Here is a 15,582-nt window from a genome sequence, read left to right as displayed (position 1 = left end):
TGCGCCAACATCGCCTCCGCACCCGAGTTGAACGCCTTCTCCATCGCGGTAGCCGCCTGCCCACCACTGGCACTGCTGCTGTCGGTGGAACTGCTCAACCAAGCCCTCAAACGGCGCAGCGCCGAGACGGCGACCGGAACTGTTCCCGAGTCATCGACAGGGGAGCCCGAGGAGGTCGAGGCTGTGCCAACGCTGCGCACAGGAGAAAACAACGTCCCTGGTCACAGCGCTAGCAGCACCTTTGCGGAGATATCGCACGATGCGAACGATGCTGACCCGCTGCGCGAAGAGGCATACCGGCTCGACGCCGGACAGCACTGACGCGTCCTCCATTATTCGCGGTGAACGTCTTTCTCCATCGCCCGTGGCCTCCTGCTCACCCTGGGCCTGCTGCTGCGGGTATCACCATGCGCGAGGTCCACCGTCGGTGGATCGAGTCTGGTCGCCGGTTGGCTCCTTGTGATTCGACGGTGATGTCCACGCCACTAACACTGGAACCGGGCAGTCGCCTAGCAGGTGACGACAAGCAGTACATGCGAATGCCCGCCTCCACCATCGCGTACGGAGCAATCTCAGCGGCCGTCGAGCACCTCGATCTCGTCGCGGAGGCTTTCCAGAGACTGCGGCTGCTGGGTTGGTACCAGCTGCGGCTCGCACTCGGCTGGCTTCCCGAGCTGCGGCAGGCCGCGCAGCGGGAAGTCCCCGCTGACCTCGTCGACGCCCACCTCGCCCGCTACTTGAGCAGCCGCAACCGGCGCGCGGTCGTCCAAGAGTTCGTGGGCCTGCTCTCAAGAGTTCGTGGGCCTGCTCTGCGGCCGGCAGCCTCTGCGCACCGAGGCCCACGATCTCGGTGACCTGCCGATCACCACATCAACCACGACGACCCTGACCTCCTCGCCCAGATCATCCACGAAGCGATCCGGGACCCAGGAACCAGCTCCTGGCCCGCATACAGGACGAGGCGATCAGGGCGGACCGGGAAGCCGGGCACACCGGCAGCGTCGTCGACGAACTCATCGCCGACCGCCGCGCCGAAGCCGCCCGCGACAACACCGACGACCACATCGATTAGCCGGTTCGACAGGACAGGCTGCTCAGCAGGTCTGCGGCTGGGCAGCCAGCTGCCACAGCCTCCGCAACATCGCCTGACCGCTCGGTGGGGACTGGCCACGACGAGTCCCGCACCGTCGGCACGGTCATAATGGCCGATATCCCGGTGGAGTCCTTCCGTCCTGCCGGTCACAGCGACTGGTAGGCAACACCCACAGGGGCCTACTTCGACTCACTCCTCGCGCCCATCTCTGCGCAGACATGGGCGGTGGCACGTGCGCCGCGGAGCGTGCACAGCGCCCACACGCCTTCGGCTACGACATCCTTCCTGTCCCGCTACTGGCCGCGGCTTCGTCGTTTCCCTGTTCGCCGAAGAATGTCCGGGGCAAGCCGCCCCAAGCCTTCCGCAGCCTCGACGGAGTGAGCGCCAGTGAGTTGCTGCCGCAGGAGTTGTGCGAGGTGCAGTGGCTTGCGTCCGCCGAGCTGTTCGATCTGCAGCCGACAGGAGAATCCGTCGGCGACCACGATCGATGTGGGGTCGGCTCGCAGCGCGGGGATGAACGACTGCTCGGCGCACGTGACCGATACGCCGTAGTGGCCTTGCTCGAATCCAAAGTTTCCCGCTAGGCCACAACATCCTTCGTCCACGCTGGTGAGGTCGACGCCCAGCCGGGCGAGCAATCGCCGGTCCGGTTCGGTCCCGAATACCGCGCGATGGTGGCAGTGAAACTGTCCGATTGCCTGCTGGTCGATCGGCTCGAACTCGATGCCGCGGCACTCGAGAGCCTCGGCGAGGGTGCGGATGCGTGTGCCGACTTCCTTCGCCTGTGGGGTCCCCACGAGCTCCGGTGCGTCGCCGCGCAATGCTGCGGCGCAGCTCGGCTCGATCACGACAATCCCGCCCGGCGCCTCGGCCAGCTTCGTGACAGCGTGGGCCATCACCCGCCGAGCCGTGGTCAGTTGCCCGGTGGATACCCAGGTCAGCCCGCAACAGACGTCCGGCCCCACCACGGTGACGTCATACCCTGCGGCGAGCAGTAAGGTATGTGCGTCCTCGGCGATGGCGGGCCCGAAAGATGCGGTGAATGTGTCGATCCACAGCGTGACCTGCTCGGCGCCCGGTGCGGGCCGCTGTGACTGCCCCACGTTCGCCTTTACCGGTGTCGTGGACAGTGCGGGCAGCGCACGCCGGGGGTCGATGCCGCCGAGGCGCGCGAGAACTTTGCTTTTCAGCATCATGTTCGCCAGCCGTGGCATACGCCTTGCCACGGCGAGCCACAGCGGCAGCCAGCCCATGCTGTAGTGGCTGCGAGGTCTGATCCGGCCACGGAAATGCTGGTGCAGGAACTCGGCCTTGTAGGTGGCCATGTCCACCGACACCGGACACTCGCTCGAACAGGCCTTGCAGCTGAGGCACAGGTCCAACGCCTCGTACACGTCCTTGGACCGCCAGCCATCGGCGCTGAGGTGACCGTCGAGCATCTCGAACAACACTCGCGAGCGGCCTCGGGTGCTGTGCCGTTCGTCCTTGGTAGCGCGATACGACGGGCACATGCCACCCCCGGACTCCGTGCGGCAGGCACCGACACCGACACATCGACGCATCGCCTTGCCCCAGTCGCCGTCGTCTTCGGAGTATCCGAACTCCAGGTCAACGGTTTGGGCCCGGTTGACATCGAGCCGCAGGTTCGCGTCGAGCGGTTCGGGATCGATGATCATTCCTGGGTTGAACACATTTCCCGGATCGAACGCCGCTTTGAAGGCCGCGAACGCACGCAGCGCGGTGGGGCCGTACATCATGCCGAGAAGCTCCGACCGTGCGCGCCCGTCGCCGTGCTCACCGGAAAGCGAGCCGCCGTGTGCCACGACCAGCTCTGCCGCTTCCTCCTGAAACCGGCGGTAGGCCGCCCTTCCCTGGTCGCTGAGCAGGTCGTGGTTGATTCGGACGTGGACGCATCCTTCGCCGAAATGCCCGTAGACGATGCCTTGCCGGTCGTGGTCGGCGAGCAGCGCGTGGAAGCCCGTCAGGTAGTCGGCGAGTCGATCCGGCGGAACAGCCGCGTCTTCCCAACCCGGCCATGCCTCCGCTTCCGACGGGGTGCGGGTGGCAAGGCCCGCGCCGCGTTCCCGGATGCGCCAGAACGTTCGTTGCTCAGCGTCGTCAGTCACGATCCGGGTGTCCAAGGCGCCGGCCGCGTGCGCGGCTTCAGAGACTTTCCGGCTGTGCGAATCGGCTTCTTCACGATCCTGGCCGCACACCTCCAGCAGCAGCCAGGCACGACCGCGCGGTAGCTCCGGCCGGAAATGGAGGCCGGGGCGGGTGTCGAACGCGCGCACCAGGTTGTCGTCGATTCCTTCGACGGTGAGCGGACCCACCATGGTGACCTGCGGTGCCGCCACTGCGGCCGCGATGTCGTCCGGGAATCCAGCCACCACCAAAGCCCGGTGGGGCGGGACCTCGACGAGCGCGACTGTCGCCGAGGTGATGACGCCGCAGGTTCCCTCGCTGCCAGTGAACGCCTTGGCGAGGTCGAATCCGCGTTCAGGAAGCAGGTGCTGCAAGCTGTAGCCGGAGATCTGCCGGGGAAACCGCCCAAGTTCCCGCCGGATCACCGCGAGGTTCTCATCGCGCAGGCCGGTAAGCCGGGCGGTAAGGTCGGCGGCTCGCCCGAGCGACCGGACCTCGCCGTCCGCGAGTAGGACGTCGAGGTCGATGACGCTGGCCGCGGTCGTCCCCCACGCCACCGAATGGGAGCCACACGCGTTGGTGCCGATCATGCCTGCGACGGTGCAACGGTTATGGGTCGATGGGTCGGGACCGAACCGGAGCCCGTGCGGACGTGCCGCGTCCTGGAGCCGGTCGAGCACGACACCGGGGTCGACCACTGCCGTGCGTGTCTCAGGGTCGACCGAGCGGATCTGGTTCAGGTATCGGGAGTAGTCGACGACCACACCGGGCCCGATGGCGTTGCCCGCGATGTTGGTGCCCGCGCCGCGCGAGGTGATCGGCACCCCGGCCTCAGCGCACAGTCGGACGGTGCTGGCGACGTCCTCGACGCAGCGCGGGAACACCACGGCGCGCGGCACCACTCGGTGGTTGGACGCGTCCGATGCGTAGGCGGCACGGGTGCCGTCGTCGGTGCGGACATCGCCGTCGAGCCTCGGAGCTAGTTCTCGTAACAGCGGTTCGGTCATCGCGGTCACCTCGGGGCGAAGAGTGACGTCGGCGTGGTCGAGGCAGCTGCCTCGAGCCAGGAGCGATCGAGCCCCTCAGCGGCGAGGACGTCGATCAGCATCATCAATGCCTCCGGCGGCGACGGCGAGTCCGGCTGGCCTGCGTCAGACGAGAGGATGAGCTTGTCCCCGGCCGCTTCGGCCACCCTGGCCAGCATTGCCGGCGTACAACCTGACTGGTGAAACAGCTGGAAGGCGGTGACCTCGGCATACCCGCCAGCCTCGACGAGCGAACGAACCTCAGCGGGCCGCAAGCCGGGGACGGTGTAGGACGGGTGCGTGAACATGAGCCGGTTGATGCCGTAGAAGCGTGACCGCTCGCTCAGCCAATGACACTCCTCATCGCTGAGGTGTCCCGTGGCAAGCACGGCGTCGTGATCGGCGACGAGCGCGAGCACAAGTTCCGTGTCCGCGCCAGCCGCGGGCTCCACTGGCGGAACGGCGTACGTCCGCGACGGCAGCCGTGGCTCCTGATGGCACAGCCGCGGCAGGCCTGCGGTTCGTTGGGTATGCGCATCGGCCGTTGGCATCCACACGACCCTGCCGCCCGACGACAGCGCCGTGGCGACTGCGGTGGGATTGACGCCACCGCAGTGCTGGTTGAGCGCGATCCCGCCGTACACCGTCTGCCCGGTGAGCCTCGCGGCGGCGTGTGCCCTGCCCACCGTCGCCTCGTAGTGGGCCTTGAGCACGAAACCGGAGAAGCCGGCGAGGTCGAACGCATCGGCAACGTCCGCGTCGTCGCCGATGCGTTGGACAACATCCGGTCCGGCATGCACGTGGCTGTCGAACACCCTCAGAACTCCTCTGCCGCAAGTCGCCCCGACTCTCTGGCGACGACATCGGCGCGCGACTCCTGCAGCAGTGGCCAGCGACGACGCAGCAACCGCAGCTCCTTGAGATTGAGTACACAGTCGAGTTCGCCGGGTTCGGAACCGAGCTGACCGATCACTTCCCCCGAGGGGTCGATCACGCGCGATCCTCCCCAGAAATCGCGCTGGTTCTCAGTACCAGAGCGGTTGACGAAGATCACAAAGGACTGGAGCACGACGGCCGTGTGCAGCAACAGGATCTCCCATGCACGCTGCGTCGCGACACCTACCTCGGCCTCCGCGCTGTTGGCTGGGACGACAAGGACCTCAGCTCCGCTGTGCGCCGCCAGCCACGGAATCGCGGGCTGCCACGCGTCGTTGCAGACGAGCATCGCCAGCCGCGTGCCAAGCAGGTCACGGCATATCAGCTGCCCGCCAGGGCGGAAGTGCTTCCGTTCCTCCCACCCACGATAGGTGGGCAGGTACATCTTGCGTTGAATCCAGGCATCGCCGCCCGTCAACAGAGCGGCACTGTTGAACGTGTGATGGCGGAAGGCCTCCGCGAAACCCGCCGCCACGGCCGGAGCATGCTCACCGAGGGCCAGCAACCTCTCATCATCCGGCCGGAGCGGCATCGCATCTGGCACCTGACTCAGGTGGTATCCATGCGTGGCCAGTTCAGGTGCGACGACCAGATCAGATCCACTCGCGGAGCGAACCAACGAGTCGAGGTGGGCCAAGTTGCCGTCCACATCGCCCAGTTTCGGGTCGGTTTGCAAGAGCCGGACGCGGAGTTTGGTGTCCTCCGACGTCCGGTCAGTGCGCTCACTCACCGACGAAGCCCTCCTCGACCAGCCAATCCTTCGCGGTCTTCTCCGGCGTGGCGCCGTCGACATCGACCTCAGCGTTGAGGGTCTGCAGCGTCTCGTCGGTGAGTGAGTCAGCCAGCGGTGCGAGCACGTCAGAGATCGCTGGGTTGGCGGCCAGCGCGTCCTTACGAATCGCCACCGCCGGGTTGTATGCAGTGAAAAAGTCCTTGTCGTCCGTCAACACGACAAGGTCCAGGGCAGCGATCCGACCGTCGGTGGCGAACACCTCACCGAAAGCGCACGGCTTTCCCTTGTCGATGGAGTTGTAGATGGCGCCGGCCGCAAGCTCGGAAACATGAGCATCCTTGAGTTCGAACCCATAGGCGTCCTGTAACCCCGGCCAGCCGTCGTCACGCCCGAAGAACTCGGCCGCGCCGCAGAAACCTGCTGCTGCCGGGTCACTGGTGGCGAGCTCTGCGTAGTCGGAAAGGGTCTCGACGCCGAGTTCCTCGGCCTTCTCCCGGCTTGCCGCGACGGCATAGGTATTGTCGGCCGGAGCCGGATCAAGCCAAGAGATCGAGTTCTGCTGCTCGTCCTTGTCGGCGACAGCCTGGTACAGCTCTTGCGGATCGGCGATCGGCTTCGTCTTGCCGAGGTGAGTGATCCAGCCCGTTCCGGTGTACTCCCAATACATGTCGATGTCCCCACTTACCAGCGCGGACCTCACGGTGCTGGTGCCCGACATGCCACACGTTCGCTGGACCTCCGCCCCGGCGGACTCCAACGCCTGCGCTGTGATTTCGCACAGGATCAGCTGCTCGGTGAACTCCTTGCCACCCACCGTCACCTCGACACCAGCGAGATTACCTGACTCCGCCAGCGAGCCTGCCGATACGTTGCTTGGTGGTGAGTCTCCGAGCCCACAGCCGGTCAGCAATAGCGCCCCTGCGGTTACGATGGAGACGAGCTCGCTGCTTTTGCGCATGAAATTGCCTTTCGATTGTTGATGTAGTTCATAGCCCCTTGGGGCGAAGACCCCGCTCGGTGATTCCGGCTAGCCAGTCCACGACAAGCGCCAGCGCGATGGTGAGGAGGCACCCGGTCAGCAATATCGGCATCCGGTAGAAGACGATCCCTCTCTCAATGAGATCTCCGAGACCGCCCGCATTCGTGTACGTCGCCAGCGTGGCGACGCCGACGTTCAAGATCAACGACACTCTGATCCCGGCAAGCATGACAGGCACAGCGAGCGGCAGTTCCACCGTGAGCAGAATGCGACGCGGGTTCATCCCCATCCCCCTCGCGACATCGATCACGAATGGATCGACCTGCTTGAGGCCGACGATGGTGTTGCGCAGAATCGGCAGCAGGGCGTACAGGATGAGTGAAATCACTGCCATGTCGAAGCCGACCCCATAGATCAAGGCCAACAGGACCAAGATGCCGATCGACGGAATCGCTTGACCAGCGTTCGCCAGCGCCAGCACGGGCGGTTGAATGAACCGCGCCCTGGAACGGCTGAGCAGGATCCCCACCGGGACACCGATGGCGATCACCGCGACCGTCGACACCGCGACGAGGAGCACGTGCTCCCACAGTCGTGTCAGCAGGATGTCCGTCGTGAGTGCTCTGGCCTCAATGGAGTCGAGGTCCGCGGTCCGGATGAACGCCAGCGTCCCGAGGACCAGCGCTCCGGCGACGACCGGTAGCACCCACGTCGCTTTTATCGGCGACTCATCATCGAGCGCGACCCGATCGGTTACCGTCTGGCTCACGCCGCACCCCCGTCCAGCCGGCACGAGGCGAGGAGCATGTCCTGGACGGTCATCTCGCCACCACTACTGACGCGTACTCGGTCGGCGCCGTGTAGCAGCATCTTCTCCAGTACAGCGGCGATGGTCTCGTCCGGCGTGACGGCGAGGCTCGCGGCCTCGCCGTGGTAGCCGTTGTCCGGGGCGGTCAGGTCACCGACCTTGAGGAGGGAGAGCCTGCGAAGGGCAGCGCCCTCACCGATGAACGAACGCACGAAGTCGTCCGCGGGGTCGGTGAGGATCTCGAGTGGACTCGCGAACTGCGCAAGGCGAGATCCTTCCGCGAAGATCGCGATTCGATCGCCAAGACGAAGTGCTTCGTCCATGTCGTGGGTGACGAAGACGATCGTCTTCCGGATCCGTCGTTGCAGCTCGAGGAATTCATCCTGGAGACGCTCCCTGGTGATCGGGTCGATGGCACCGAACGGCTCGTCCATCAGCATGATCGGCGGGTCCGCCGCCAGCGCACGGGCGACGCCCACTCGTTGCTGCTGGCCGCCGGACAGTTGTTTCGGATATCGGGAGCGATACGAAGCAGGATCAAGACCGACAAGCTCGAGCAGCTCATCGACTCTGGCGGCGATCTTCGGCTTCTCCCAGCCCAACATCTGGGGCACAAGACCGATGTTCTGTCCGATCGACATGTGCGGGATGAGCCCCACCTGCTGGATCACATAACCGATGCGGCGACGCAGCTCATTCGGGTCCGTATGGGTGACATTCTTGCCGTCGATCCAGATCTCGCCGGACGATGGCTCCACCAGACGGTTGATCATTCGCAGCGTCGTGGTCTTGCCGCACCCAGAAGGGCCGACGAGGACCACGAACTCGCCACGCTTGATCTCCATGGTGAGTGGGGCGACCGCGTCCGCGGCTGCCCCTGGGTAGCGTTTGGTGACCTCCTGCAGCCAAATCATGGCCTCGCTCCGGTCTCGTGGGTCGTTGGTGATGTCAGGCATGAAGGCCTCGCGGAGTGGTGAGTTTGCCGGTGATCAGAAAGACCAGGTCGAGGACAGCGGCGACGATCACGATCGCGACCACTCCGCTCAGTGCCTCGTTGAGCGCATTGGCGCCGCCCATCCGTGACAGTCCTCGGAAGATGAGCTCGCCGAGCCCAGGACCACGAACCGCGGCTCCGATCGCGGCGATCGCGACGACCATGATCGTGGCCACCCGGATCCCGTTGAGGATCACCGGCCACGCGAGCGGAAGGCTCACGCGTCTGAGCCTCTCCGCCGCTCCCATCCCCATGCCGCGCGCCGCGTCCACGACGTTTGCGTCCACGGTCTCGAGTCCCGTGACGGTATTACGGAGGATGGGAAAAATGGCATACATGGTGAGCGCCAGGACGGTCGGCATGACACCGAGCCCGAAGATCGGGATCATCAGACCGAAGAGCGCGAACGATGGGATCGTAAGGATCGTGGCGGTTACCGAGAGCGTCGCCGAGCGGAATCTCTGGGAAGCTTCTGTTCCGATGGCGACGGCAACGCTGATGACAGTCGCGATAGCGACCGCCAGCAGGACAACCTGCACGTGCTGAAGCAGCAGGAACAGGATCCGTTCCGAGTTCTCAACGACGTAATCGAGAAAGCTCATGAGGTTCTCCAGTCGGGGGTCATCAAGCTTTGCCGGAACTGAAGGCGACACTGAAGAACTCGTCGATGGTTTCCATCATGTGCTTGAAGGTCGGATCCTCATCGAACATCCACTCCGTGTGGCCCTTCCCCTCAAGGATCTCGAGCCGCTTGGGCCCAGCCGCGACGTCGTGAAGCGTGTGGGCCTCCTCCACCTTGTGCAGTTGGTTGTTTTCGCCATGCACGATCAGCAGCGGCTGATCCGTCAGCTTGGCGGCATGCTCCTTGGGCTGGAAGCGCAACAAATAGTCAGCGGACTCAAGGTTTACCCCGGCACCGAAGCCGGGTGCCTTGTACAACTCTTCGTCCACGTAGCCGTCGGTGCGATCATCAAGGTCGAGACGCACGATGTCCCAGGGTGAGGTGATCTCCGAACGGCCAAGCGTGGTGCGTCGTTCGCGGTCCGCTTCAACCCTTCGCAGCAGGCTGCGCCACGTCTGGTCGTCGTGCATCTTCCGGGTGGACCGATAACCATCCGCGATTCCGTTGCAACAGGCGAGTACCTTCACACGCGGATCATCGGCAGCCTCGGTAACCACAACACCGCCGCCGAGGCCCCAGCCGAGCAACGCTACCCGTTCCCCGTCCAAGCGAGGATGGTACGAGACGCGGTCAACGGCCGCGCGCACGTCGAGAACCCACTCCTGCGGGACCAACCTGCCACGCTCGCCCTCGCTTAGCCCGAAGCCGCGGTAGTCGAACGCGAGGACGGCATAACCACGCGGTGTAAGCGCACGTGCGAAGCGTTCCGGGTGGATGACCTTCAAACCCTGGTAACCGCTCGCGGCGACGACGATCGGGTAAGGCGCGTGCTCGCCGTCGTCGTCCGGCAGATGCAAATCAGCATCGAGCCGATGGCCGTCGCTGAAGAACGGAAGGGAAAACCTGGGCATACGTTGTGCTCCTTCATTGGTGAATCACTCTTTGGCGGCAGGGGGCGACGACAGCGAACGACTGAGATGTGCGGCTGCCTGCGCGATGTTCTGGCCAGCGGCCGTGATGCGGTCTCGCAGGCGGTAGGCAGGGGCGGAGATATTCAGCGCGGCGACGATGTTGCCCCGAACATCGCGGACCGGCGCACCGACTGCACTGAGGTCGGCGTCGAACTCCCCGTCTACCAGCGCGAAACCGCGCCTCCGCGCCTCCTTGAGCCGGGTGAGGAGATCGTCCACGTTCGTCGCCGCATGAGGGCCCGGCCCCGGAATGAACCGTTCGGCATACAACTCCCGGATCTCCTCGTCGGTGTGATCGAACAACAGTGCCCTGCCGGACGACGTGCAGTTCACGGGCGATGTCCGGCCGATCCAACCAATCGCCTCGACTGGACGCTGGGGGCTCTCGGACAAGATCGTGAACACATCTGTGCCACGTCGAATGCTCAAATGGCACCGCTCCCGCACCAGTTGGGTGAGCCGACGCATCACCGGCGGAGCCAACAGCAGCAACCGCTGGTCCCCCGCCTTCGCCGCTATCGCGAACAAGCGCCATCCCAAACTGTGCTTGCCATCCTCGGAGCGTTCCACCAGACCGAGTTCGACAAGCGGCCTGAGCTGCCGGGACACGATCGACTTGTCCCGATGCATCGACCGCGCCAGTTCGGCGACCGTCAACCCCTCCCGAGACGGCGAATCCGACCCAGACAAGGCATCCAGGAGAGCGACCAGTTTCGCCGCCGCAGTGTGTTCGGTGCCACCCATGCGGATGATGCTGTAGACCCCGGTGTATCGGCCACAATAGCGTGTTGCAGAAAATGCAACGATTTAGCAGACGGCGCTGTGGCGATGCATCTTTCGTTACCGCCCGTAATTCTACGGTGACAGGCGACGGTCACCGCGTCATCTGCGCGCAGTCGCTGACCGACCGACAACTCCAGCAGCACAGCGAGGGCAAGATTTGCGGCAGGCGAACGACATGATCATCCGGTTGGCCGTTCTCCTCCTGCGGCGGCGCGGACCGCACGACCGTGACCGCGTAGCCATCGAACGACATGAACCCACACCGGCCAGCGAGCAGGCCTTTGAGGGGGTTGACCGATAGAATATCCAACTTGATCAAATAAATCTTCAATCAACGCATCGTGAGTCCAACGGATCATCAGCGGCCATCGCCACCTCGCTGGCCCATCAAGAACTGCGACAATGGAATGTCGAAACAACGTTGTGTTCGGATCATCATCGTCAATAACCTCAAACGAATGTCTACCTCGCAGCCCCATACTGGGGTCAAACCGGAACTCGACGAAGCGGCCGGGATGGTAGCGTGAGACAGAATACAGAATGCGCCCATGGCCGCCTTTGGAGCCAATGGTCAACCCCTCCTCAAGAATCAACTGAGGCCAGCGCGGTGGCCACACTGATTTTTCCGGATCGGCGAGTTGGTCAATGACATCATTCAGCTGAGCGCTATCCGAGTCATAGACACGTTGATGCACGTTACTCATAACCAACATGTAAAGCTCCAATACAGATCTGTCTTTTGTGTCCAAACAGTTTAAGTACCGGCTTTAGTACAGTTGCCAGGAGAAAACCAGGCCGCCTTCATGAACCTACATGTTCGGTTATTTTCACGTGAGGTGACGCGGTTGGCGGGTAGTGGGCAAAGGCATAGTGATCAACAAAGAGTGAAGCTCCTGGTCTGAGCGGTGTCGACCAGGAGCACCAACACCAGAACCAGGAGCTTCACTGTGCCGTCATACCGTCGACGATCGATCTGTGCAGGACAGATCCTCAGACGACCTCAAAACATGTCAAACAGTGACGACTCAGAAACAGCTGGGCGCGTTCCAGTACCGACTAGACCTCGTGTCCAAATGCACGTGGTCATCATGGTTCGGGGCACCAGGGCCGATTATGCCGTTGAATCCAGCATATCTACCCGCACGAGCGAGCGTACACAACCCCGGCGATCCGGTGAGATCAGCGGCGAGACCATAGGTGTGCTTACTGTTCGGCGCACCGCCGACAGAATCGTTGTATGCAACGCTGCGAAAGCCAGAGCTGACATATAGGGGTTTATCACCCAGTTTGTGTCGCTTCGCTTCTAGCTTCCACATTGTCAACAGTACGTTTTCCTTCACCTGTTCAGTACTGGTGTTACCTCCGGAAAAACAATTGCAGTCCGGCGAGTCGAATTCAGACCAAGAAAAATGCGCCGGTGTACAGTCTGAATCTTGAAGCGCATAGATTTGATCATAAGTCTCCGGACCAGCGATTCCGTCCACCGTGAGGCCGTACCCGTTTTGGAACCGCTTGACCGCAGCCTCGGTCTCCGAGCCGAATATCCCGTCGACAGCAATAGGATCACCATAACCTGCCCAGCCGGACACGCGAACCTGGAGGACAGTTACGTCAGATCCGGAGTCACCTTTTGAAAGAGTCCGATTCCACGTATAACAACTATCCGCGGCTGCCTCATGCGTGGGGCTAATGGCCGTCATCCCGGCCATCACCAGACCAAGAACTAGAGCACCAGGAAGCAATCGTAACAATCTCCTGCGTACGCTCAACATTCCTCCTTTATCAACTTCCGTTGTACCTACACACATCCCAGGTGGCGTCCAGCTAACCAACGACGATTCTGCGCTTTCAGCGACGCCAGATCTCGCTCACTGGACGAGCACACTCCACGTACGCGCATCCACTACACCGTTTGCGCGAATGCGATTATTGGACTGAAATTCAGTCACCGCGGACTCGGTGTTCGGACCAAACAAACCGTCGACGGCGATCTGATACCCGCGACTCGAAAGCTGACTTTGCACCGCCCGTACGGCCTGACCGCTACTGCCACGTTCCCGGTCACGCACTGCTTGATTCCAGGTTTGATTGCCCACGATGCCGTCCACTGCCGCACCCACCCCTGACTGGAAGTTTCGCACGGCATCTTCGGTGTTGGGCCCGAATATTCCATCAACCATGATGCTGTCGCCATGCTCGTTGAGCAGGTATTGCACACTGCGTACGCGTTCACCGGAGTCCCCAGCGCGCGAAATTGGCCAACTCACCCCGGTGGGGTCACCACCGACCGTGGCCGCTACATCGCCGCGCAGCGTCGGCAGCATCGCGTACAGTTCGTCACCTGGACACGTGGTCGCATTGAAGTCACGGTGACCGTATATCTCGTAGGGATCAATTCCGTACTGTTCACTCAGATAAACACACAATTCGACTAATGCCGAATAATGTTCAGTACGTAGCGCTTCTGACGTGTAGGTACCTTCGTTCTCAATACCAACGGCCATCCGGTTCTGACCGCGACAGTGCGCTGATTCCACGAACTTGCTGCCATTCCGCAGCGCGTCCAGACTCTCGTGTCGCCCTTCGGTCATGTACCCGCCGCGACTAATGGTGAAATGCTGACCGGAATCGATCCAGCCATTATTGTCCATATGATAGTTCTGGATCGACCGAGCTAACGAGAAAGCATGTTCAAGTGAATAGTCCGCACTATTCTCCGTAACTGTGTGGTGAACTACGATCTTGCCCGCCGGCTCGTCGAGGACGGTTGGCGCTCGCTCTGGCGCGCGAGCATTCCAATCAGATGTGGTGTATATGGTCGGACTTGCCGAACTAGCACGCGCTATACCACGTGGTACGAGCAGGACACCTAATCCCACCAACGCACCGCTGATAACACTACGGCGATTCGTCTCCGTGCATGAACAACCGAAATAACCAGAACTAGTATGTTCACAATATTTACCCCTGCGGAGACCGCGAGAATTCACATAACCCCCTCGAAACTCAAACGGTAAATGGACCTCACCGCGAACTTCCAACTAGCATGCACAACCCCAAATTTTCGCCTTGAAGGGGACGTTTCCAGCTATGTGATCATCATAGCTTCGATAATTAACGAATAGAGACTAATTGCAAGAACTCGCAGCGGATATTGACCGTGCTGCTCAATTCCGTTACCCTGCCGCAACCATTGGTCACCCGGGCATCATCGCGCCGGGACCGCTGTCGGCGCCGGTATCGGAATCGAAGTTCCTCAATCTCCCCGCCCCAACCTCGTTACTCGTCGAACACGCGAGGCTGTTCACTCGATCGGATTAACGAGAGCGCTTGCCGAAAGCGGCAATCATGATGTTCGTCCTGGCTCACAGGTCTAGTCTGAACTTGTCGTACGCGACGTTCCGGCGGATCGAGACAGGAGATGCGATGACCGCGACATCGGCCAGTGATCACGCCGCCCATCGGCATGTCGGTGGTTCGATGCGCCTCCGCTTGCTCGCTAGTCTGTGTGCGAGCTGGATGATCATCTTCGCTGCTGTCCACGTGTATTGGGCGATGGGTGGCCCGGTCGGATTGCCTGACGGGTTCTCGATCACGGAGCATCCCTTGCTGCTCGTTGTCGATATCGTCGCGGTTCCGCTCTGTTTGGCTGGCGCGCTCCTGGCTCTGGCTCTTGTCAGGCCAATCGGCCGCCGCTATCGCCGGACGGTCACGTGGCTCACCGCACTCACCGGAGTCCTCGCGATCGTGCACGCCGCGGACACCATCGTCACGGACATCAAGATGCTGTTCGGCGCCGCTGATGTGCCCACATCACAAGCAGATCGGCTCAGTGCCTTTCTCTTCGAGCCATGGTGGTTACTCGGCGGAATCTTCTTCATCCTGGCCGCGTCGACTTTCAACGCTGAACAGCGCAAGGCACGGTGATCATGATGCTACTCGACGACCTGCTCCCGGACTGGGACCATCGGGAGCGGCATCAACTCCCGGTATCTGCGCCGGCCGCTGACGTGCTCGCTGCTGCCGAGACCGTCACCTGGCGGGAGTTGCCGATATTCCGGGCAATGATCACAGTGTCTTCACTTGGGCGTAAGTCGCCCTGCGCCGACTCGACGTTCTTGTCACAGCTGACCTCGGGCGGTTTCCGGGTGCTCGCAAGAGAAACGGATGAGTTGGTTATCGGTGCGATCGCACCGATCGGTGGCAGTTCGGAGCCATTCGCACTCGGTTCGGACCCATATCGGCAGTTCCGGGAGTTCAGCGGCTCGGGCTACTACCGCGTCGCATTCAACATCAGGCAGTGCGGCGGACTGCTGAGCACGGAGACGAGGGTGCTGGCCACGGATGCGCCATCCCGGCGTGCGTTCTCCGTGTACTGGTTACTGATCCGGCTGCCAAGCGGGCAGATCCGACGGGAGTGGCTGCGGGCGATCCGGCGCTCGGCGCTGGCCAGTCCGCGGCGGCCGCACGGGGGCAGCCGCGCTTAGTTTGTG

17 protein-coding genes are annotated in these 15,582 nt (G+C 62.6%); 4 read left to right on the top strand and 13 right to left on the bottom strand.

From position 1 onward, the window contains the following. Window positions 1-27 precede the first annotated feature (27 nt). Entirely contained in the window at window positions 28-321 is a 294-nt protein-coding gene (locus AMYHA_RS08495) for a hypothetical protein (RefSeq protein ID WP_051399682.1), read from the top strand. A gap of 218 nt (window positions 322-539) precedes the next feature. Beyond that, window positions 540-854 (top strand): hypothetical protein, encoded by a 315-nt coding sequence (locus AMYHA_RS26930; RefSeq protein WP_157361951.1) that lies wholly within the window; start codon window positions 540-542, stop codon window positions 852-854. A gap of 8 nt (window positions 855-862) precedes the next feature. Here AMYHA_RS26930 and AMYHA_RS08490 read toward each other — a convergent pair whose 3' ends face one another. From AMYHA_RS08490 to AMYHA_RS26345, 13 genes are all read right to left on the bottom strand, one after another. Continuing rightward, a complete protein-coding gene (locus AMYHA_RS08490) occupies window positions 863-1,063 on the bottom strand; it encodes a hypothetical protein (RefSeq protein ID WP_034269745.1) in 201 nt (66 codons plus the stop codon). Between the two features lie 323 nt (window positions 1,064-1,386). Then, complete coding sequence (locus AMYHA_RS08485) at window positions 1,387-4,245, bottom strand: FAD-binding and (Fe-S)-binding domain-containing protein (protein WP_084036979.1); 2,859 nt, start codon at window positions 4,243-4,245, stop codon at window positions 1,387-1,389. A 5-nt stretch (window positions 4,246-4,250) separates the two neighbouring features. Then, window positions 4,251-5,078 (bottom strand): DUF6282 family protein, encoded by an 828-nt coding sequence (locus AMYHA_RS08480; RefSeq protein ID WP_051399681.1) that lies wholly within the window; start codon window positions 5,076-5,078, stop codon window positions 4,251-4,253. 2 nt (window positions 5,079-5,080) lie between these two features. After that, window positions 5,081-5,929, bottom strand: coding sequence for a nitrilase-related carbon-nitrogen hydrolase (locus AMYHA_RS08475; RefSeq protein ID WP_051399680.1), 849 nt, complete (start codon window positions 5,927-5,929; stop codon window positions 5,081-5,083). Further along, window positions 5,922-6,890, bottom strand: a complete 969-nt coding sequence (locus AMYHA_RS08470) for a glycine betaine ABC transporter substrate-binding protein (RefSeq protein WP_034269742.1) — start codon at window positions 6,888-6,890, stop codon at window positions 5,922-5,924. The genes AMYHA_RS08475 and AMYHA_RS08470 overlap by 8 nt, the downstream gene beginning before the upstream one ends. A gap of 28 nt (window positions 6,891-6,918) precedes the next feature. Beyond that, window positions 6,919-7,680 (bottom strand): ABC transporter permease, encoded by a 762-nt coding sequence (locus AMYHA_RS08465; RefSeq protein ID WP_196776866.1) that lies wholly within the window; start codon window positions 7,678-7,680, stop codon window positions 6,919-6,921. Further along, window positions 7,677-8,633 carry an ABC transporter ATP-binding protein gene (locus AMYHA_RS08460; RefSeq protein ID WP_157361948.1) on the bottom strand — a complete coding sequence of 319 codons (957 nt, stop codon included), beginning with the start codon at window positions 8,631-8,633 and terminating at the stop codon, window positions 7,677-7,679. The genes AMYHA_RS08465 and AMYHA_RS08460 overlap by 4 nt, the downstream gene beginning before the upstream one ends. Before the next feature lie 34 nt (window positions 8,634-8,667). Continuing rightward, window positions 8,668-9,315, bottom strand: a complete 648-nt coding sequence (locus AMYHA_RS08455; protein WP_034269739.1) for an ABC transporter permease — start codon at window positions 9,313-9,315, stop codon at window positions 8,668-8,670. A 22-nt stretch (window positions 9,316-9,337) separates the two neighbouring features. After that, complete coding sequence (locus AMYHA_RS08450) at window positions 9,338-10,246, bottom strand: alpha/beta hydrolase (RefSeq protein ID WP_034269736.1); 909 nt, start codon at window positions 10,244-10,246, stop codon at window positions 9,338-9,340. Between the two features lie 24 nt (window positions 10,247-10,270). After that, window positions 10,271-11,050: an IclR family transcriptional regulator gene (locus AMYHA_RS08445; RefSeq protein WP_034269733.1), complete on the bottom strand. Its 780-nt coding sequence runs from the start codon at window positions 11,048-11,050 to the stop codon at window positions 10,271-10,273. Between the two features lie 218 nt (window positions 11,051-11,268). Further along, window positions 11,269-11,793, bottom strand: coding sequence for an SRPBCC family protein (locus tag AMYHA_RS26925; protein ID WP_157361946.1), 525 nt, complete (start codon window positions 11,791-11,793; stop codon window positions 11,269-11,271). Between the two features lie 321 nt (window positions 11,794-12,114). Next, the gene (locus AMYHA_RS26350) at window positions 12,115-12,789 is read right to left on the bottom strand and encodes a M15 family metallopeptidase (protein ID WP_330760648.1); all 675 of its coding nucleotides are present in this window, start codon (window positions 12,787-12,789) and stop codon (window positions 12,115-12,117) included. A 168-nt stretch (window positions 12,790-12,957) separates the two neighbouring features. Further along, window positions 12,958-13,968: a peptidoglycan recognition protein family protein gene (locus tag AMYHA_RS26345; protein ID WP_231104665.1), complete on the bottom strand. Its 1,011-nt coding sequence runs from the start codon at window positions 13,966-13,968 to the stop codon at window positions 12,958-12,960. Between the two features lie 547 nt (window positions 13,969-14,515). Between AMYHA_RS26345 and AMYHA_RS08435 the strand changes: the two genes are divergently transcribed. Next, a complete protein-coding gene (locus AMYHA_RS08435; protein WP_051400360.1) occupies window positions 14,516-15,016 on the top strand; it encodes a DUF3995 domain-containing protein in 501 nt (166 codons plus the stop codon). A 2-nt stretch (window positions 15,017-15,018) separates the two neighbouring features. Further along, complete coding sequence (locus AMYHA_RS08430; protein ID WP_231104663.1) at window positions 15,019-15,576, top strand: hypothetical protein; 558 nt, start codon at window positions 15,019-15,021, stop codon at window positions 15,574-15,576. The last annotated feature ends 6 nt before the right edge of the window (window positions 15,577-15,582 follow it).

The sequence above is a fragment of the Haloechinothrix halophila YIM 93223 genome (genome assembly GCF_000504245.1).
GTDB lineage: Bacteria > Actinomycetota > Actinomycetes > Mycobacteriales > Pseudonocardiaceae > Haloechinothrix_A > Haloechinothrix_A halophila.
This window is presented reverse-complemented; position numbering and strand designations above follow the sequence as displayed.